The 19054-nt window shown below is 60.5% G+C and carries 21 protein-coding genes; 10 read left to right on the top strand and 11 right to left on the bottom strand.

The window, feature by feature from the left end; genetic code table 11:
- Positions 1-139: 139 nt before the first annotated feature.
- Entirely contained in the window at positions 140-604 is a 465-nt protein-coding gene (locus tag FHT84_RS16540) for a MarR family transcriptional regulator (RefSeq protein ID WP_112340301.1), read from the bottom strand.
- A gap of 136 nt (positions 605-740) precedes the next feature.
- Here FHT84_RS16540 and FHT84_RS16535 point away from each other — a divergent pair, with 136 nt between their 5' ends.
- The 3 genes from FHT84_RS16535 (at position 741) to FHT84_RS16525 (ending at position 2382) form a co-directional block, all read left to right on the top strand.
- Positions 741-1163 (top strand): organic hydroperoxide resistance protein, encoded by a 423-nt coding sequence (locus FHT84_RS16535; protein WP_112340302.1) that lies wholly within the window; start codon positions 741-743, stop codon positions 1161-1163.
- 111 nt (positions 1164-1274) lie between these two features.
- Positions 1275-1652, top strand: a complete 378-nt coding sequence (locus FHT84_RS16530; RefSeq protein WP_246698548.1) for an MbcA/ParS/Xre antitoxin family protein — start codon at positions 1275-1277, stop codon at positions 1650-1652.
- Complete coding sequence (locus FHT84_RS16525; protein WP_113251767.1) at positions 1612-2382, top strand: RES family NAD+ phosphorylase; 771 nt, start codon at positions 1612-1614, stop codon at positions 2380-2382. The genes FHT84_RS16530 and FHT84_RS16525 overlap by 41 nt, the downstream gene beginning before the upstream one ends.
- Here the strand turns inward: FHT84_RS16525 and FHT84_RS16520 are convergent.
- Positions 2369-2815 carry a MarR family transcriptional regulator gene (locus FHT84_RS16520; protein WP_112340305.1) on the bottom strand — a complete coding sequence of 149 codons (447 nt, stop codon included), beginning with the start codon at positions 2813-2815 and terminating at the stop codon, positions 2369-2371. The genes FHT84_RS16525 and FHT84_RS16520 overlap by 14 nt on opposite strands.
- A 71-nt stretch (positions 2816-2886) precedes the next feature.
- On the opposite strand from FHT84_RS16520, the gene FHT84_RS16515 reads away from it, so the two are divergent.
- Together FHT84_RS16515 and FHT84_RS16510 are read left to right on the top strand one after the other, a co-directional pair.
- A complete protein-coding gene (locus FHT84_RS16515) occupies positions 2887-3612 on the top strand; it encodes a thioredoxin family protein (protein ID WP_113251768.1) in 726 nt (241 codons plus the stop codon).
- A gap of 217 nt (positions 3613-3829) precedes the next feature.
- Positions 3830-4606, top strand: a complete 777-nt coding sequence (locus FHT84_RS16510; RefSeq protein WP_113251769.1) for a VOC family protein — start codon at positions 3830-3832, stop codon at positions 4604-4606.
- Between the two features lie 159 nt (positions 4607-4765).
- Here FHT84_RS16510 and FHT84_RS16505 read toward each other — a convergent pair whose 3' ends face one another.
- The gene (locus FHT84_RS16505) at positions 4766-6277 is read right to left on the bottom strand and encodes a helicase HerA-like C-terminal domain-containing protein (protein ID WP_113251826.1); all 1512 of its coding nucleotides are present in this window, start codon (positions 6275-6277) and stop codon (positions 4766-4768) included.
- Positions 6278-6706: 429 nt separating this feature from the next.
- On the opposite strand from FHT84_RS16505, the gene FHT84_RS16500 reads away from it, so the two are divergent.
- Together FHT84_RS16500 and FHT84_RS16495 are read left to right on the top strand one after the other, a co-directional pair.
- Positions 6707-7102 carry a hypothetical protein gene (locus FHT84_RS16500; RefSeq protein ID WP_112340310.1) on the top strand — a complete coding sequence of 132 codons (396 nt, stop codon included), beginning with the start codon at positions 6707-6709 and terminating at the stop codon, positions 7100-7102.
- A 163-nt stretch (positions 7103-7265) separates the two neighbouring features.
- Positions 7266-8621 carry a metallophosphoesterase gene (locus FHT84_RS16495; RefSeq protein ID WP_113251825.1) on the top strand — a complete coding sequence of 452 codons (1356 nt, stop codon included), beginning with the start codon at positions 7266-7268 and terminating at the stop codon, positions 8619-8621.
- Positions 8622-8652: 31 nt separating this feature from the next.
- On the opposite strand, the gene zwf is transcribed toward FHT84_RS16495, so the two are convergent.
- From zwf to FHT84_RS16480, 3 genes are all read right to left on the bottom strand, one after another.
- Positions 8653-10173: a glucose-6-phosphate dehydrogenase gene (gene zwf, locus FHT84_RS16490; protein WP_183762964.1), complete on the bottom strand. Its 1521-nt coding sequence runs from the start codon at positions 10171-10173 to the stop codon at positions 8653-8655.
- Positions 10174-10342: 169 nt separating this feature from the next.
- A complete protein-coding gene (tam, locus tag FHT84_RS16485; protein ID WP_113251198.1) occupies positions 10343-11113 on the bottom strand; it encodes a trans-aconitate 2-methyltransferase in 771 nt (256 codons plus the stop codon).
- Between the two features lie 56 nt (positions 11114-11169).
- Positions 11170-12210, bottom strand: coding sequence for a zinc-dependent alcohol dehydrogenase family protein (locus FHT84_RS16480; RefSeq protein ID WP_113251192.1), 1041 nt, complete (start codon positions 12208-12210; stop codon positions 11170-11172).
- Between the two features lie 309 nt (positions 12211-12519).
- Here FHT84_RS16480 and FHT84_RS16475 point away from each other — a divergent pair, with 309 nt between their 5' ends.
- Positions 12520-13407, top strand: a complete 888-nt coding sequence (locus FHT84_RS16475; RefSeq protein WP_113251191.1) for a branched-chain amino acid aminotransferase — start codon at positions 12520-12522, stop codon at positions 13405-13407.
- A gap of 42 nt (positions 13408-13449) precedes the next feature.
- On the opposite strand, the gene FHT84_RS16470 is transcribed toward FHT84_RS16475, so the two are convergent.
- Positions 13450-14133 (bottom strand): glutathione S-transferase N-terminal domain-containing protein, encoded by a 684-nt coding sequence (locus tag FHT84_RS16470; RefSeq protein ID WP_113251190.1) that lies wholly within the window; start codon positions 14131-14133, stop codon positions 13450-13452.
- A gap of 118 nt (positions 14134-14251) precedes the next feature.
- On the opposite strand from FHT84_RS16470, the gene FHT84_RS16465 reads away from it, so the two are divergent.
- Positions 14252-14863 carry a TetR/AcrR family transcriptional regulator gene (locus tag FHT84_RS16465; RefSeq protein WP_113251189.1) on the top strand — a complete coding sequence of 204 codons (612 nt, stop codon included), beginning with the start codon at positions 14252-14254 and terminating at the stop codon, positions 14861-14863.
- 53 nt (positions 14864-14916) lie between these two features.
- Here FHT84_RS16465 and FHT84_RS16460 read toward each other — a convergent pair whose 3' ends face one another.
- From FHT84_RS16460 to FHT84_RS16450, 3 genes are all read right to left on the bottom strand, one after another.
- Positions 14917-16155, bottom strand: a complete 1239-nt coding sequence (locus FHT84_RS16460; RefSeq protein ID WP_113251188.1) for an MFS transporter — start codon at positions 16153-16155, stop codon at positions 14917-14919.
- Complete coding sequence (locus tag FHT84_RS16455; protein ID WP_113251187.1) at positions 16152-16838, bottom strand: YbhB/YbcL family Raf kinase inhibitor-like protein; 687 nt, start codon at positions 16836-16838, stop codon at positions 16152-16154. The genes FHT84_RS16460 and FHT84_RS16455 overlap by 4 nt, the downstream gene beginning before the upstream one ends.
- Positions 16839-16944: 106 nt before the next feature.
- On the bottom strand, positions 16945-17760 hold the full coding sequence (locus FHT84_RS16450) for a helix-turn-helix domain-containing protein (protein WP_113251186.1): 816 nt from the start codon (positions 17758-17760) through the stop codon (positions 16945-16947).
- A 174-nt stretch (positions 17761-17934) separates the two neighbouring features.
- Between FHT84_RS16450 and FHT84_RS16445 the strand changes: the two genes are divergently transcribed.
- Positions 17935-18279: a nuclear transport factor 2 family protein gene (locus tag FHT84_RS16445; RefSeq protein WP_112340319.1), complete on the top strand. Its 345-nt coding sequence runs from the start codon at positions 17935-17937 to the stop codon at positions 18277-18279.
- Here FHT84_RS16445 and FHT84_RS16440 read toward each other — a convergent pair.
- On the bottom strand, positions 18274-18924 hold the full coding sequence (locus tag FHT84_RS16440; RefSeq protein WP_113251197.1) for an aspartate/glutamate racemase family protein: 651 nt from the start codon (positions 18922-18924) through the stop codon (positions 18274-18276). The two genes, FHT84_RS16445 and FHT84_RS16440, sit on opposite strands and share 6 nt — an antisense overlap.
- Positions 18925-19054: the final 130 nt, after the last annotated feature.

The following is a 19054-nucleotide window of genomic DNA, read 5'->3' as shown; positions in this document are numbered from 1 at the left end:
CCTCTTCAATCGTAGCTACTAAGCGCTAACAATACCGCTTCTAGCGGTTCAAGCGCAGCGTTTCAAACCTCCACCTCTGGTGGAGGTCATGACTTTTCCCGACTTTCCGAGGGCGGGGCAGGTTCCTGTGCCGGAGGCTTCATTCCGCCGCCAGATTGACCTTCAGCTTTTGCAACTGATCGCGCAGATTGGCCATTTCGGCCATGTCGCAGCCGGTCGCCTGGCCGATGGCATTCATGATCGTGCCGACCTGGCAATTCATGCCTGCGCCTTTTTCCGTCAGGGAAATGATCACTTGCCGCTCGTCCTTCGGGTCTCGCGCCCGGCTGATCAGGCCGGCCTGTTCGAGCCGCTTCAGCAATGGCGACAGCGTTCCGGAATCGAGGTCCAGCTTCTCGCCGATGGTCTTGACCGACAGACGGCCCTTTTCCCATAGCACCAGCATGACGAGATATTGCGGATAGGTGAGGCCGACGCGATCGAGAATCGGCTTGTAGGCCCGGTTAAAGGCATGCGCAGCGCTGTAGACGGCAAAACAAAGCTGGCTTTCCAGCCGCTTTTCCTCGTCAGGTATCATGGTCTGCCCATCCGCCTTGTCCGTCATTGCTGCTCCGCCATTTTTCTTGTTGCAGGCATTGTCACAAATTCACTTTGCAAAATCAAATTGCAAAAAATACATATTGCGCGCGATTAAATCGTGATGTATATAATCGTTATCCAAACACAAAAGGAGGCATGACATGCCAATTCTCTATACCACCAAAGCTTCCGCCACCGGTGGCCGTGCCGGCCATGCAGTTTCCGAAAACGGTGTCCTCGATGTCACGCTGACCGTGCCGAAGGAACTCGGCGGCGACGGTGCCACGGGCACCAATCCGGAGCAGCTCTTTGCAGCCGGCTATTCCGCCTGCTTCCTGGGCGCCCTGAAATTTGTCGCAGGCCAGCAGAAGGTCAAGATTCCGGAAGACGCGAAGGTGACTGCGACTGTCGGCATCGGCCCGCGCGCGGATGGCGGCGGCTTCGGCATCGAAGTGTCTCTGGCGGTCCATATCCCCGGCATGGACAAGGCCGAGGCTGAAAAGCTCGCTGCCGCGGCGCATATCGTATGCCCCTACAGCCACGCCATGCGCACCTCGACCGAAGTGCCGTTCACCGTCGTCTGAGGCGAGCTGCGGCATAGCTTGAAAGCTTCGGGAGCAGAGGTCTCGCCTCTGCTCCTTTTCTTTTGCAAGAAATATGCTATATTCTTTCTTAGGAAAGGATTGCCTATGACAATGGCACAGATAGCAGGCCAGACAAGACCTGGCGAAGCACTCGTCCTTACTAAGGCGGTGGTCAATGCCGCCGACCGGCTGGGATTGAACGCCCGCATATTGGCGGCCGTCATCGGTGTCTCGGAAGCAACGGTGTCGCGTATGAAGCGGCAGGATCATTTGCTGGAGCGCAACAGCAAGCCGTTCGAGTTGGCCGTGCTTTTCGTTCGGCTCTTCCGCTCGCTCGATGCCATCGTGGGTGGCGACGAAGCTGTGGCCCGCCAATGGCTGCGCAACGGCAATCTCGCCTTCGGCGCAGCGCCCATCGACAAGATCATTTCGATTTCTGGTTTGACCGATGTCCTTGCCTATCTGGACGCCCGCCGCGCTCTTATCTGAGGCAAGGGCCATTTCCGGCCGTTATTGGCGACTGGTGGAAGCGCAGCATCAGGTCTCGACGCTGAAGCTTGTGGAGACGCTCGAGGAGCAGGCGCTTCTCGAAAGTCTATTGGAGGAAAGCAAGCCGGTCCTGCCGCCGGAATGCGCCGGTCTCGACTATCTGCTCGCAACACCCTTCCGCTATGGTGCGATCTACCCGCACGGCTCTCGTTTCCGTCGCGCTGGCCGCACGCTTGGCGTTTTCTACGCCTCCGAGCAGGTGGAAACGGCCCTGGCGGAGATGAGCTTCTATCGGCTGCTCTTTTTCCGTGATTCGCCCGACACGCCGCTGCCGGCCAATGCAGCGGAATACACCGCTTTTGCCGCGTCGATCGCCACGAAGGCAGCGATCGACCTGACCATATCCCCTCTGGATCGCGACCGGCAGCACTGGGCCGATCCGGTCAACTACGAAGCATGCCAGTTGCTTGCCGAAGCGGCGCGGGCCGGCGGCATCGAAGCGATCCTCTACCGATCTGTTCGGGATCCTCGGGGCGGCAGGAACATCGCACTCCTGACGGCCAGGGCCTTCTCCGCGCGCGAGCCGGTGGAGCGCCAGACATGGCGCATCCGGCTGTCGCGCGCTGGTGTCCAGGCGCTCTCCGAATTCCCCCGGCGTCGCATCGGCTTCGAAAGGCAGGATTTCGATCGCGATCCCCGCTTGTCGGAGCCGCCATTCAGAGCAGAATAGCAAGATCGCGGCGCAAACGGTCGCCATTGCCGTCGGGCAGCCGCTCTTCGAGGGCCGCATGCGTTGTCTTCCAGACCGGCACGGCGGCGGCAAGCGCTGCCTTTCCGGATGGCGTGAGGCTGAGAAGGCGAGCTCTTCGGTCTTTGGGATTGGGGACAATATTGATCCATCCGCGCCGCTCCAGTGGCTTCAAGGCCGCCGTCAGCGTCGTCTGATCTATTGCGAGCAATGCCGTGACCGATCCCATGGAGGCCGGCGCCGGCCGGTTCAGGGACATCATCAGGGAGAATTGGCCGTTGGTGAGCCCAAACGGCCTCAGCGCTTCGTCAAAACGACGGGCAAGAGCGCGCGCGGCACGCTGCACATGCAGGCAGAGGCAGGTATCGCGTACTAACAGCGTGGTTTCAAAGGGGATTTCGACTGAGTTTGACATGATTCATTAATATTGATATCAATATATTTGTCAAGATTTGGGAATGAAAACGCCGGAGGAGGGCGCTGACAATGAACCAGGTCGTTTCCAGGGAAGTGTGGCTCGAAGCCCGCCGCCAGCTGCTCGCCAGGGAGAAGGAGGCAACGCGTCTTCGCGATCGCGTCAATGCCGAACGCCTGGCCTTACCCTGGGTGAAGGTCGAGAAAGACTATGTTTTCGACACGCCGGCCGGCAAGAAGACGCTTGCGGATCTCTTCGATGGCCGCAGCCAGCTGATCATCTATCACTTCATGCTCGGCCCGGATTGGGATGCCGGCTGCACCGGCTGCTCCTTCCTCGCCGATCATTTCGATGGAACGCTTCCGCATCTCAACAACCACGATGTCACGCTGGTCGCCGTTGCCCGCGCGCCGATCGAAAAGATAGAGGCCTACAAGAAACGCATGGGCTGGAAGTTCCCATGGGTGTCGTCCTTCTCCAATGATTTTAATTTCGACTATCACGTCTCTTTCACCAAAGAGCAGCTTGCCGGTGAAAAGGTGTTCTATAACTTCACCGATATGGACGCCGCCAACGGCAATGACGAGTTGCCGGGACTTAGCGCCTTCTACAAGGATGAAGCCGGCAATATCTTTCACACCTATTCCAGCTATGCCCGCGGCGGTGAGGAAATGATCGGTACGCTGATGATCCTCGACAACGCGCCGAAGGGCCGGAATGAAGACCGCACCATGGATTTCGTGCGTCGCCACGACGAATATCAGGAGGCGGCGAAGGCGGGCTCCTGCTGCCATTGAGGCATGACGGGACTGCCAAATTCATGCCATGCGGCGCAAGGGGTCGAATTATTACGCCTTGCGCCTAGTTAAGACCTGGAGCCTGCTTGCCGGGAAACGACGGGTTATCGATGAGCCATCGTTCGGCCGTCACTTTCATCGGCCATGATGCGCGTGTGCCGACATCAGGCTCAAGACAAGACGGATGACCGCAACAATCACAACAGGGAGAGACGCGATGGCTGAGAAAGGATATTTTGTCTGGTACGAGCTGATGACCACCGACATGGCGGCGGCCGAAGCTTTTTATCGCAAGGTGGTTGGCTGGGATGCGGCGGATGCCGGCATGCCGGAAGTCGGCATGGACTATACGCTGTTCAGCGCTGGTGCCGGCCCTGTTGCAGGCTTGATGATCTTGCCGGAGGGGGCGAAGGCCATGGGCACCCCGCCCTGCTGGACCGGCTATATCGGCGTTCCCGATGTCGACGAGACGGCAAAGACGATCGCCGCCAAGGGTGGCAAGATCTATCGCGAGCCGACCGACATTCCAAGCGTCGGCAGATTTGCCGTCGTCTCCGATCCCTATGGCGCCGCCTTCTGCCTCTTCACGCCGCTGCCGGGCCAGGATTGGCAGCCGCCAGCCCCCGCCACCCCAGGCTATTTCGGCTGGCATGAGCTCTATGCCGGCAACGGCCCGAAGGCCTTCGATTTCTACAGCGAGATGTTCGGCTGGGAATTGAGCTCCGATTTCGACATGGGGCCGATGGGCAAATACAAGATCTTCAAGATCGGCGATCGGGACTTCGGCGGCATCATGACCAAACCGGCGGAAATGCCCACGCCCGCCTGGAATTTCTACATCAACGTCCCGGCGATCGATGCGGCGATCACCCGCATCACGGAAGGCGGCGGCAAGATTGCCAACGGCCCGATGGAAGTCCCCGGCGGCAGCTGGATCGTCCAGGCCACCGACCCGCAGGGCGCCTTCTTTTCGCTGGTTGCGCCGGTGCGGTAGTTTTCACCCTCCCCTTGAGGGAATAGTACCTCCCCCTCGAGGGGGAGGTCGCCGCAAAGCGGTGGGTGGGGGTGACACCCAGATCTGTAAAGATCGTCGCAGATCACCCCACCCCCGGAGGTTCGCTCCGACCCTCCCCCTCAAGGGGAGGGTGATTTTTTACCGCTTCAAGCTGCCGAGAATGCCGCGCACCAGCGCCCGTCCGACCTGCGTGGCGACCGTGCGCGCCACGCTCTTCAACGCCGCTTCCATGATCGTTTCGCGTTGATAGCCCGAACGACGCCCGGCAGGCTTGCCGCTGTCGCCGCCGAATCCGGGCAGGGTCCAGCCATCGCCGGCACTCTCGTTCTGCGGCGCTGCCGCCTTGCTCGCACGCTCCGCCAGGATTTCATAAGCCGACTCGCGATCGATCGTCTGGTCGTAGACGCCGGCGACCAGGCTTGCATTGATGATCGCCTGCCGCTCGGCGTCGCTGACCGGGCCGATGCGGCCGGACGGAGGGCGGATCAGCGTGCGCTCCACAACCGACGGCGCACCCTTGCCCTCCAGCATCGATACGAGCGCCTCGCCGGTACCAAGCGTTGTGATGACGGTGGCGCAATCGAAGGCGGGATTGGGCCGGAATGTCGAGGCCGCCGTCTGCACGGCCTTCTGCTCACGCGGCGAATAGGCGCGAAGCGCATGCTGCACGCGGTTGCCGAGCTGCGCCAGCACCGTTTCCGGCACGTCGAGCGGGTTCTGGGTGACGAAATAGACGCCGACACCCTTGGAGCGGATAAGGCGCACAACTTGCTCGACGCGTTCGATCAGCACCTTCGGCGCGTCGTTGAAGAGCAGGTGCGCCTCATCGAAGAAGAAGACCAGCTTCGGCTTTTCCGGATCGCCCACTTCGGGCAGTTCCTCGAACAGCTCGGAGAGCAGCCACAGCAGGAAGGTGGCATAGAGGCGCGGGTTCATCATCAGCTTCTCGGCTGCGAGCACCGAAACCTGGCCGTAGCCGTCATTACTGACGCGCATGATGTCGGAGATTTTGAGCGCCGGCTCGCCGAAGAAGTTTTCCGCGCCCTGCTGTTCCAGCACGAGCATGGCCCGCTGGATCGAGCCGACCGACGACTTCGAGATCAGGCCGTATTTGCTGGAAAGCTCGCTGGCATTCTCACCCATATAGTTCAGCAGCGCCTGCAGGTCCTTGAGATCGAGCAGTGCCAGGCCGTTTTCATCGGCGATCTTGAAGGCGATGTTGAGCACGCCCTCCTGCGCCTCGGACGCATCCATCAAGCGTGCCAGCAGCAGCGGCCCCATCTCGGCGATGGTCGTGCGCACGCGATGGCCTTTTTCGCCATAGAGGTCCCAGAAGATCACCGGGAACTGATCGAATTCATAGGGCGAGAGGCCGATCTCTTCGGCACGCTTCAGCAGGAAATCCTTGGCCTCGCCCTTGGCGGCGATGCCGGAGAGATCGCCCTTGATGTCGGCACAGAAGACGGGCACGCCGGCCTTGGAAAATCCCTCCGCCAGCACCTGCAGCGTCACCGTCTTGCCGGTGCCCGTCGCGCCGGTGACGAGGCCGTGGCGGTTGCCGAATTTCAGCGTCAGGAACTCGTCCTTGTTGATGCTGTCATCCGGATTGCGGCTCGCGCCGACGAAAATCTGTCCATCCTGCTGCGGCATGGTGTCGTCTCCCTTAAAGCACTTCCAGCAAAAGTGCGAAGCGGTTTTGCGTCCGGAACTGCGTAAAAACAAAAAGATAGAGCGTTTTCGCGATTCGAAGAAAAGCGGAAATGCTCTAGAACATGATGCCGAAAAGTGTCACCGGTTTTCCGACGACATCATGCTCTACCTATTTGATCCTAGTACCGGGTGATTCTGGATCGATTCGATCCAGAATCACCCGGTACTAGGGCGGCGGCACAGCAGCCTTTCGGGCTGTCAGGGCCATTCATCGATTTGTCCTGACACTGTTATAAGAACTGACTTGAATGCGGACAACTGTTCGCGTCGCGGTTATGCTTCTGGTAGCGTAAGGACCGCCAGCGCGGCTTGTGCCGGTCGCTTCATTCAGTTACGTTGACGTTAACGTCGTAAAGGTAGGAGGCCACAATGAACGAAGTTATTGATCAGATCGCGACCAAAGCCGGCATCGCTCCCGACCTCGCGGAAAAGGCCGTCGGCATGATTCTCGGCTTCCTGCAGCGCGAAGCTCCGGATGGTCCTGTCACCAAGATGATCGAATCCATTCCCGGCGCCAGCGATCTCGTTGCGCAATATAACGGCGAGGAAACGGGCGGCGGTGGTCTGCTGGGTGGCCTGCTCAGCGCCGTCGGCGGCGGCGGCGGCCTGATGGCGCTCGGCCAGCAGCTGATGAGCAGCGGTCTCAGCATGGGCGAAATCACCTCGCTCGCCAAGGAGACGATTGCAACCGCCCGCCAGCATGCCGGCGACGAGGTAGTCGACCAGGTTGTCAGTTCCGTCCCGGGCCTGCACCAGTTTATCTAGGCCGGAGACGCGTTCTCTTGATGACGAGAGAGCCGACTGGCTAATGGTCATTGGTTTCATCCGTTGACTTCATGGGCGCGCTCCGCAGTTTACGCATCGATTGCTTCGAATCTCTCGGCCTTCGCCCTTGGGCGAGGGCCGTGGCTTTTGAGGAGGCAGCTTCGTGCCAGATAGCCCTATCCCGGCCCTTATGCCAAGCAGGTCCGGTCATCAGTTCATCCTCTATGGTGATGCCTGTTCCGGTATCCCCGGCGCCCTGCATGAAAGCACTTTCGCCAGCGTCAATCAGATCCTGCGCAGGCTCGATCCGCACCCAGAATTCATTCTGTTTCCGGGTGACGAGATCATCGGGCTAACTGCCGATCCGGATGCATTGCGGGCGCAATGGCGACATTGGCTTGATCATGAGATGGCATGGCTTGATCGCCGTAAAACGCCGCTTTGGCATACGACAGGCAACCACACGGCCTATGACGAGATGAGCGAGAGGATTTTCCGCGAGGTGCTTCAGCTGCCCGAGAACGGGCCTGTGGGGCAGGAAGGACTATCCTACTGGGTTCGTCGCGACGATCTGTTGTTGGTGTTCGTACATACGTTGTGGACTGGATTAGGCGGCGAGGGGCACGTCGAAACGGAGTGGCTGGAAGCGACGCTAAAGGCGCATTCCGATGCCAGGTATAAGATTGTGCTGGGTCATCACCCTGTTTTCCCCGTCAATGGATATTCCGGTGCATACCAGCGGGAGATCGGTCACGAATACGCGAAGCCATTCTGGGATATTCTCGTGGACGCCGATGTCCTGGCTTATGTCTGCAGCCATATGCTGGTTTTCGACGTTCAAGTTCATCGCGGCGTCCTGCAGCTTTGTACGGCGGGAGCGGGGACGGCGCACCGGATGCCGGAAGGTGTGGAGTATCTCCATTGCGTTCAGGCCGCATTGGACGCCGATGGATTTCGCTATCAGGTGCTCGACATTGACGGCATCGTTCGCGAGCGGCTGCAATGGCCTTTTAAAGCGGCTGAGACGTTGCGACACCTGTCACAAGGATTGAATAAAGCCGATTTTGACGGTCTCAGAGGCGATGATTATATCGTTCACCTCCGGATATCCGGATGCTTGGCAGACGAGGCGCATGCCCCGGCGCAAACGCTATTTTCCGCTTTCGGACCCGAAGAGATCGCCCCCATCTGGCTGGGCTTGCGTGGTCCCCGGCAGACACTGACTTTGATTCTTGGCCGCGATCCCGGCCGCAGTCCGCATTATTGGTTCGGGCCTGATCTCGCTCCGGGCCGACCATTCGATATAGATATTGCCCTACACGCCGGCATGGGGCCTGGTGGTATGCTCTTTCGTATGCCGACTGACCACGGATGGAGCTCGCTCAAGGGCGCATCGGCAACCGGTCTCGAGCGCACCATATGGCCTGAACGATGGGCTGTGGGCCATGCCCAGGGCGGCGTCGCGGACCGTCCCTTCATGGGCAAGGACCTGGCTGTCCAGATTGCGGCGTCGGCATGATCGCCTCCGCCGCAGTGATTAGCCTTCAAACCTAAATCTTCCTGCCCTTCGGCGTCCCATCGATCTCATGCCATTTGCGGCCGTCGCGTTCGATGAGCTCGTCGGCGCAGGCAGGACCAGTGCTGCCGGGCGCATAGGGATCGGGTTTGCCGCCCTCTGCCCAGAGATCGAGGAAGGGCTGCACGGCTGCCCAGCCGGCTTCGATGCCATCGGCGCGCTGGAACAGGGTCTGGTCACCGACGAAGAGTTCGTAGAACAGGCTTTCGTAGCCAGTCTGCTTGCCGATGTCGAAACTGTCGGCATAGCGGAAGTCGAGCGAGACCGGCGCTGTTTTCAGCACCAGCCCCGGCGATTTGATGGAGATTTCCATGTCCAGCCCCTCGTCGGGCTGCACCTGGATGATGAGCCTGTTCGGCGGAAGTTCCGGGCGGGATTCGTGGCGCGGGAATTGTGCAAAAGGCACCTGCCGGAAGGTGATCACCACCTCCGTATCGCGTGCCTTCATCGCCTTGCCCGTGCGCAGGTAGAAGGGCACGCCGGCCCAGCGCCAGGTATCGACGAACAGCTTCAGCGCCACGAAGGTTTCGGTATTGCTGTCAGGCGCGACGTCTGCGGTCTGGGTATAGGCGGGCAGATCGTGGCCGGCGAGCGGGCCGGCCGTATAGGCGCCGCGCACGCCATTCTTGGCCGCTTCCTCACGCGAATAAAGACGCAGGGCTTTCAGCACCTTGCCCTTTTCATTGCGGATCGATTCCGCATCAAAGCTGTTCGGCGGCTCCATCGCCACCATGGCCAGCAGCTGGAAGAGGTGGTTCGGCACCATGTCGCGAAGCGCGCCGGTCGCATCGTAGAACTTGCCGCGCATGCCCACATCGACCAGTTCGGCCGCCGTAATCTGGACGTGATCGATATAATTGTTGTTCCACAGCGCCTCGATCATCATGTTGGCGAAGCGCGTCGTCATGATGTTCTGGACGGTTTCCTTGCCGAGGAAGTGGTCGATGCGATAGATTTGGCTTTCGGACACATGGTTCAGCAGCCGCGCGTTCAAAGCCTGTGCCGAGGCAAGATCGTGGCCGAAGGGCTTTTCGATTGCGATGCGGCGGAAGGCGCCGGTCGCCTCGTTCATCAGCCCGTTTTCGGATAGTTTCTCGGCGATATCGCCGAAGAAGCGTGGCGGTACGGCGAAATAGAAGGCCGCATTGGCGCTTGCCGCATGCGAGAGATAGTCCGAAATCTCCTTGTAGACGCCATTCTGCGTGAAGTCGCCCGAGATATAGCTGATGCGCTTGCGCAGGCTCTGCCACGCGGCTTGCCGCTCGGGATCGTCCATATCGCCGGAGGTCTTCAGGAATGATTCCAGGCGATCCACCAGCATGTCGACGCCGCCGGTCTCTATGCCGATACCGAGAATGTGCAAATCCTCTCCGACGAGCCCGCTGCGGGTCATGTTGATCAGAGTCGGGATCAGCAGGCGCCGGGTGAGATCGCCGGCAGCACCGAAAATCACGAAGGTCAGGGGCGGGGCGGGCGCCAGGTCGGGGGTGGTCATGGGCGCTTCTCCTTCTGACAAACATGGAGCGGATTTCTGGGGGGCATCGACTATCTCCTCGGAGCTATTGCTGTTTTAGCCTCGGCTGAAGGTGTTCTAGCGCGGGCCGGCGCCGGTTGTCGATGGGATCGGCACGCCGGCGTCAGTCTGTTTCGGAACGGATCGGTTCCTAGTTTTTTACGGCAACCAGGAAGAGCCGTGGGAACCGCAGCAGCACCTTGCCGTCGACGAGCGGCGGATATGCCTTTTCGACGTGCTTCAGATATTCGGCGGTGAAGGCATCGCGATGCTCTGCGCCGGCATGGTCGAGGTAAGGGCGCAGGCCCGTGCCCTTCACCCATTCGACGATGGCGGCGGCATTCTCCAGCACGTGATTGTAGTTGGTGTGCCAGATATCGACCCGGGCCGATTTGCCGATCAGCCTGTTGTAATAGACCGACGGCGCGGGCAGCGGATTGCGCCGGACGCTCTTCTTGGCGAAGGCATCGCTCCAGGGACCGTTCTTTGCGGTCTCTTCCATCATCAGATGGCTCTGCTCGGTCAGGTTGTCGGGCATTTGCACGGCAAGCACGCCGCCAGGTTTCAGCCCGTCCATCAGGTGGTCGAGGATGTCGAGATGATTGGGCAACCACTGAAACACCGCATTGGCAAAAAGCAGGTCCAAGGGTTCCTGCGGCCGCCACGTGGCGAGATCGGCCTTTTCAAAGTGCGTGCCGGGCATGCGCTTGCGAGCGGCCTCCAGCATATTGTCGTCGCTATCGAGGCCGGAGACACCGGCGGTGCCATAACGCTCGACGATCAGCTCGGTCGAATTGCCAGGGCCGCAGCCGAGGTCGATCGCTCGCTCGACGCGCTCCAGCGGCACTTGCGCCAAGAGGTCCCGTGCCGGGCGCGTGCGTTCATCCTCGAATTTAACATATTGGCCGGCAGACCATGCCATAAGCGTATCCTCTTCGTGGATTGCCGTTTCCCCGATGCGCATAGCACCGGGATATATCAGAACCGTGTAATGACGCTGATGCCCTTGCCCTCGGCCTTATCAAGCGTCATCAGCGCCGGAACGGCTTCTTCCAGGCTGATCCTGCGGCCGATGAGCTTCTGCGGCGCGATCTTGCCGGCGGCGAGCATGTCGAGCATGGCATCGTAGCGCCAGGCCTGCATGCCGTGGCTGCCGTAAATCTCGAGTTCATGGCCGATGACCTGCGCCATCGGGATCTGCGGCGTTGCGTAGTCACTGAGCATGAGGCCGACCTGCACATGCCGGCCGCGCCGTCGCAGGTTCTTGATGGAGTTGAAACAGGTCGTGGGATGGCCGAGCGCATCGATCGAGACATGCGCGCCACCCTTGGTGATCTCGCGCACCGCCTCGGCCACATCGGTGATCTCAGACGCATTGATGGTTGCCACCGCGCCGCACTCGCGGGCGAAGGCCAGCTTCTCGTCGGAAATGTCGATGGCGATGGCATTGGCGCCAAGGGCGCTCGCAATCATGATCGCCGACAGCCCGACGCCGCCACAGCCATGCACGGCGATCCACTCGCCTGGACGGGTCTTGGCCTGGTCGGCAACGGCGCGGAAGGAGGTGGCGAAACGGCAGCCGAGGCTTGCCGCCGTCGCATCGTCGACCGTCTTGGGCAGGTGGACGAGATTGGTGTCGGCGTAGTCGATCGCCACATATTCTGCAAAGGAGCCCCAATGGGTGAAGCCGGGCTGGAACTGACTGGGGCAGACCTGCTGGTTACCGGAATGGCATTCGGCGCAATGACCGCAGCCGGAGACGAAGGGAACGGTGACGCGATCGCCGACCTTGAAACGGACGACGCCGCGCCCTGTCGCCACGACCTTGCCGGCAAGCTCATGGCCCGGCACATGCGGCAGCCTGATATCCGGATCATGTCCCATCCAGCCATGCCAGTCGCTGCGGCAGAGCCCGGTCGCCCCGACGGCGATGACGACGCCGTCCTCACCCGGTGTCGGGTCCGGCAGGGTACGGATTTCGGGTGTCGCCTCGAAGGTCTCGTAATACATCGCTTTCATGGGAGTTCTCGCTCTTCCCTGACGGTTTGGCCGGCTCATCATTTTTCCTGATGGACCTATTCGTCAAGCTGTTGTTTCGACGCATGAAAATTGCGCCATGAATGCGGTATCGAGCGCTTTGTTGCAAATGAATTTTGCCGCATAGTTTCTGCTTGACCCTTGGGTTGCGCGGTTATTTGCTTTTCGCCACCCAGAGCAATTCCAGGAAAAGCGCGTAGCGATTTTCCGGCTGGAGCTGCATGAAAACAAAGAGATGGAGCGGTTCGGAGAGTCCACGAAAAGCTGGATCGCTTGAGGAGAGGAAGCACCATGTCCGTCGATACGTCGCCCCGCACCACCACCTGGACCCATGTCGAGGGAGAATGGCTCTCCGGCAATCCGCCGCTGATCGGGCCGACTTCGCATGCCATGTGGCTCGGTTCGACAGTGTTCGATGGCGCGCGCTGGTTCGACGGCATTGCGCCCGATCTCGATCTCCATTGCCAGCGTATCAATCATTCGGCCGTCGCCATGGGGCTGAAGGCGATCAAGACCTCGCAGGAGATCGAGGCGCTCGCCTGGGAAGGTATCAGGAAATTCGACGGCAAGACGCCCATCTATATCAAGCCGATGTATTGGGGCGAGCATGGCTCGCCGGGCAGCGTCGTTGCCGTCGATGCGGAATCGACGCGCTTCGCCCTCTGCCTGTTCGAGGCGCCGCTTGGCGGCAATGGCGGCATCACGCTCACGGTCTCGCCCTTCCGCCGCCCGTCGCCGGAAACGGCGATGACCGACGCCAAGGCCGGCTCGCTCTATCCGAACAGCGGCCGCATGATCCTGGAGGCGAGAAGTCGCGGTTTCAACAATGCGCTCGTGCGCGACATCAACGGCAACGTTGTCGAGACGGCATCCTCCAACGTCTTCATGGTCAAGGACGGTATCGTCTATACGCCCGTCGCCAACCGCACCTTCCTTGCCGGCATCACGCGCGCCCGCGTCATCGGTCTGCTACGCCAGGAGGGCTTCGATGTGCGGGAGGAAACCCTATCCGTCGAACAGTTCATGGGCGCCGACGAAATCTTCACGACCGGCAACTATTCCAAGGTCGTCAGCGTCAACCGCTTGGACGACCGCGAATTCCAGGAAGGACCGGTCGCCCGCAAGGCGCTGGAACTCTATATGGATTGGGCTCACGGCCGCAGCGCCAGCGAGGAATAACCCTTTTCGTAAGGAGAAGGACATGCGGAAGAGTGCGGCCGTTTATGGCCGCACGGGTGTTCCCACACGACCTGCCGAAGCGATGTAGGATCGCGGCGCGAAGAAAACGCCATCAGTCTCGAAAGCCTCGAGGTCTTCGGCCTGGAGCGCGCGGCGGACGCTCGGTCTTGTGCTGACGCGGGCCATGAACTCCTGTAACGCCGGCCTGCGTGCGACGTCAATCTTGATCCACGGCGACCAGTTCAAGCAGACGAAGAGATAGGCGTCAGCCACCGTGAAGTCGTCACCGGTCAGATAGGGGCCGACAAGCCGGCTGTTCAGCCAGTCCAGTCGCTTGCATACCAGTTCATGAATGCCGGCATGGGCGCCTTCATAAGCGGCGTTGAAGAGCATCGCCATTGGCTTGTGAAGTTCGGCGGTGATGAAATTCAGATAGGATTGAACCTGGCTTCTGGCATAGGTTCCGGCCTCCGGCAGGAGGCGCGACCCCTCCGGTGAACATTCCGCGAGGAATTGCACGATGGCAGGACCTTCGGTCAGCACCCTCCCATCATCAAGCATCAATGCCGGCACGTAGCCATTCCCGTTGATGGCAAGGTAGTCCTCGCCCGAACTCGTCCGATGAGTCTTCCGATCGACTTTGACCAGTTCAACATCCAGCCCCAACTCCCGACAAACGATGTGCGGCGACAGGGAGCAAGCGGCGGCGTGCATGTAGAGTTTCATGGGTTTCTCTCTCCTTTTCGATGCAGGCGCGAGGTATGGCGTCGGCACCTATTGAATATTTGTACCATTTCGCATAAAACTCATCCGGTCAAGATTTTTGTGCGAACTAGTATAAAATATGAAAAGCGAGAAAAAACAGGGTCGTCCACGCGCTTTTGACGCCAAAGCAGTCATCGGGCAGGCGCGGGAGGTCTTCTGGGACAGGGGGTTCTCGGCCGCCTCATTGGATAATTTGAGCGCCGCGACGAAACTGAACCGGCCGAGCCTCTACGGCGCGTTCGGTGACAAGGAGGACCTCTATCTTGACACCTTGGAAGGCTACCGCGAGGACAGCCTCGATATATTGTCTGAGGCACTCAACCCGACCCTCACGCTGCGGGAAAATCTCACGCGCATCTATGCCGAGGCTCTGAAAATATACCTGCATGGCGAGACTGCAGCGCGTGGCTGCTTCCTGATCGGCACTGCCACGGCAGAGGCTATTCAGCATGATCGGGTGCGGGAGGTGTTGCGCCGCAGCCTGAATGAATTCGACGGTGCGATCAAGGAACGCATGGAGCTTGCGGTGAAGCAGGGCGAACTCCCTGATAACACGGATGCTGCAACGCTCGCAAAGCTCGCATCCGCCGTCATGCATTCGCTTGCCGTTCGAGCGCGTGCAGGCGATACGCGCGAGACGCTGGAGGCGATCGCGCGTTCTGGCGTCGATTTTATCTGCGGCCGGCTATAAGGGGCAGCTTGATGCTGCTCGGATCGATCTCCAGACGTCAAACTCGCGCAAACTCATCGATCCCTGTGTGATTCTGTCTTCGGGCTGACCCACCAGCAATAGATGGCTCCGAGCGCCAGCAGTACGCAGGTTCCGAGGAAGACTGCGGGCATGCCGATATGCCCGCCGACGAAGCCGCCCAGGACCGGGCCTGCCACCTGGCCGACATATTGCGAGGAGATGGAGAGGCCGAGAATGCTGCCCGTCGCCGCATCGGGAACATTGTGCCGGATGACGGCGGTGATGCAGGGCAGAAGGCCGCCGAGCGCCACGCCCATCAGAAAGCGCAAGCCGATCAATTGCCAGGCCGAGGTCACGAAAGCCTGCGGGATCAACAAGAGCGCCGCAACGGCAAGCGCCGCCATGATGACGCTCCAGTAGCCGATGCGATCGGCAAGCTTGCCGAGCCAGGAGGACGACAGGATGCTGCCGAGCGCAGCCGCCGCCATGACGACGCCCGAGACCATCGTCACCTTGGCGTCCGTGACGAACTGCGCGACATAGACTGTGATGATCGGCTCGATCGACATATTGGCCAGCATCAGTAGCAGGCCGAGCGACAGCATGGCGACGACGGGGCGCTTGTCAGGAATGGACGCCCAACTGCCACTTGCCTTCGCAGCCTTCTTCCGCGCCGTGGATTTCTCCTCCTTGATGAGGAAGGTTGTCGCCAGGAAGGTGAAGAAGATCACGCCGCCGGCCAGCAGGAAGGTGCCGCGAATGCCGATGATCGGTGGCAGCGCGCCGCCGATCAGCGGTCCGACAAGGTTTCCGGCCATGATACCGGCAGACAGCGTGCCCAGCGCCCAGGCAGAGCGATGCTTCGGCGTCTGGGCCGCCACCAGCACCATGGATCCCGAGGCATAGCCGCCTGCAAGGCCGGTGAAGAGGCGCAGCGCTACCAGCTGCCAGACATTGCCGGCCATGCCCATCAGCGAGATGGCGACCGTCATGCCGAGGCTGGCGCGGATCAGCATCAGCTTGCGGCCATAGATATCACCGAGCCGCCCCCAGAGCGGCGCGACCAAGGCTGCGGCAAAGAAGGTGGCGCCATAGGCGATGCCGGACCATTGCACGATCGCGGCCTTGTCGCTGACGCCGAGTTCCTCGACATAGAGCGGCAGGAAGGGGAGCAGCAGCGTCATTGCCACGATCGTCGTGAACGAGCCGACGAGGCAGATAACCAGGTTCCGCATCCAATGCGCGGTTTCCGGCTCGGCCGGTGCGGCTGCATCCCATCTCGTCTCGGTCATTTCTCGGCCTTTGCATTCAATGTGTAAAACAGTTCCTGGCTGCCCGATGCGAGGATATGACCCTTCGCGGCAGCAAGCAGATCGGCGCGGGTGAAGAGATCCGGCAGGTTCAGTCGGTCGACATCGAGCGCATAGACGGTGACGTGATAGCTGTGGACACGCGCGTCATTCCAGGGTGGGCAAGCGCCCATATAACCGCCATGCGGCCCGTCCTTCAAATTGCTGCCGCCCGCACCATTCTGGCCGCGGCGCCCATAGGATGTGCGCTCGAGCGGCAGGCCATTGGCTGAAGGGCCGTTTCCGTCGGCACCTTCGGCAAGGCTGGTGCGCGATGCGGGAATATCGGCCAGCACCCAGTGAACGAACTCCATCCGCTTGAAATCCTTCGGAATGGTTTTGTCCGCCTTGTTGAACAACGAGAAATCCGCGGGCACGTCAGGGTCGACCATCGTCAGCGCATAGGATCGCGTGCCCTTCGGCCCGTTCGACCAGGAAACGGCAAGGCTCTTGTTGGGACCGGGTGCCGACTTGTCTGAAGATGTCGAAATGCAGGAGGCATTTTCGGGCATCATCATCCGGCCATTGCTCTTTGCGAACGTCACCTTGAGATCGGCCGAAAGGGCCGGCGTGGCGACAACTGCTGCGATGACGGTGGCGTTCAGAAGGTTGAGCATGGTTTTCATGATGTTGCCCTTTCGCGGTTCGCTCTTGTGAGCTTTGAGGGCTGGGTCTAACAAATTCGTGCTGAGCGGCTGCGCACACAAACGCTCAAAATGCGGCCTAAAACGCTCATGCACCGCGAAGTCGATCGGCGAAGCGGCGTGGCGAGCGATAACCGGTAGCAAGGGCTGCTTCGCGCAACGACAGCCCGTCCTCGGCGAGAAGGGTCGTTGCCAGCGCCACGCGTTCGCTTGCCAGTACCTCTCGCAGGGAAGCGCCCTCGCGCGTCAGGCGCCGGCGCAGCGTCGCGTTGCTGGTGCCGAGCTCGGCGGCGATGAGGTCGGCAGTCCAGGGGCGATCCGGCTGCCAGCGTACCAGCGCCCGCACCGCCTCTGCGGTTGTCTCCGGCGACCCGGGCAGGGCGCCGCGCATGCCCAGCACCATGAGTATTTCCAGGAGCCTGTGTTCGATCAGCGGGATCGGCATGTTACCGCCGGCAATGCCTTCGCCGGCATGGCTGATGGCAGCGGCCAGCAATGGATCGAGTGGCAGGTCGATCTGCGATGCGGTTTGGGCCGGCGGAAAGGCTTTTGCGGCGCGGCGCGTCAGTTCCTCGGGAAAAGTGATGAAGATTGCCCGATAGAAGCCGGTCTGCGGATCGGGATCGTTGACGACATCGCCGCTCCAGCCGGCCGGCAGCACGAGCACCGTACCGGCTGCAAAATGCCGCTGCCGTCCCATGCTGACGATTTCCTTGGAACCTTCGAGGATGGCGACGATTGAAACCTGAGAAAAGGCCGAGCCGGCAATGCGCTCGCGTTCGCGCGCGACGAAGGTGAAAAGCGTGGAATAGCTGCCGATGCTGCTCAGCGCGACAGTCGGACGATTGTCCTTTGCCGCCAGGCGGCGCAGCTTTTCCAATATGGGATGATGAGCCTCGGACACGACGATGGCTTCCTGCTGATATGGGGTGCTGCGAAGTTTGGACCACGCGGACGACAATGCCAAGTCCGCAAAGCGCCTTGTTGGTTCGCCCGGCTGATGTTATAAACTGATTGCATTTTGCAATCGGATTGCCATAGGCACCGTGATTGCGCCGATGCAAGGAGGAGGCACATTATGAACTCTCTCGAAAATGTCCGTTGCGATATCGTCAGACGCCTGTTTGCCGCCTATGTGGCGCAACAGCCTGATGTCGTCGATCCGATGCTGACCCGGAACTTTACCTTTTCGAGCCCGCGTGACGATCATATCGACCGGAAGCGCTATTTCGAGCATTGCTGGCCGAAGGAGAATATCTTCCGCGACATCCATATCGAACATCTGGTGGCGGATGGCGATGACGTTATCGTCAGCTATCGCGCCGAGAAGATGGACGGTGGCAGCTTTCGCAATGTCGAGATGATCCATTTTGCCGGCGACCGCATCGCCGAGATCGATGTCTATTTCGGACGGAACTTATAACAGGTCAGCCGTGGCAATTTTTGCGATTGCCGCTGCAAGGGCGGTCGCCGGGCCGGTTATCGGTCGTTCGATGCCGTCCGAGAGAAGGTCGACGGCACCCGTCATCGACGCCTGCGCGAAAGTGAGCGTGACGGCGCCTTCGCCATGCGCTTCCCTCACCGCATCGGCGATGGAGGCCCGCAGATCGCCTGACCGGAAATGTGTCCATGCGCCAGGAACCAGCCGAACTTCGATTTCCGCGCCTGTTGCCTTTGCAGCAGCCTCGAAGAGGGCTGTCGTCGGGATGATGGTCGTTTCGACGGTGCAGAGAACGAGGACCTTGCCGCCGGCCTTGACCGCCTGTTCGGCCAGCGCCGCATCCGCCCTGATGATCGGCGCTCCAGCACCCGCCGCGACCTTCGAGACGGCCGGGCCGAGCGTCGAACAGTTGAGCACGACGGCATCGGCATCCTCGGCCAGATGCCAGAGGAGAGCCGCCGTTTCGGCCGAAATCTCATCCGTCAGGCGTCCCAGTTTTTCGGCGGCAAGCAGGAGGTCGGCGCGGACATGATGACGCAGCGTGCCCTCAGGCAATCCGAGTGCTTTTGCCGCCGCCTCATAGACGGCAATGTTGCTTTTGGCTGTGTGCAGGCAGACGATCGTCACGGGATATCTCGTAGAAGGCAGAAGGTCCGCGAACCTAGCCTCGACCATGTGCTTTGTCGACGGTTCGCCGTTGCCCTCCTGGATGCATTGCCACGTCATCATATGCAATGATGCAAATTTCTAAGTCGGT

It is taken from the genome of Rhizobium sp. BK289, assembly GCF_014193575.1.
GTDB classification, from domain to species: domain Bacteria; phylum Pseudomonadota; class Alphaproteobacteria; order Rhizobiales; family Rhizobiaceae; genus Rhizobium; species Rhizobium tropici_C.
This window is presented reverse-complemented; position numbering and strand designations above follow the sequence as displayed.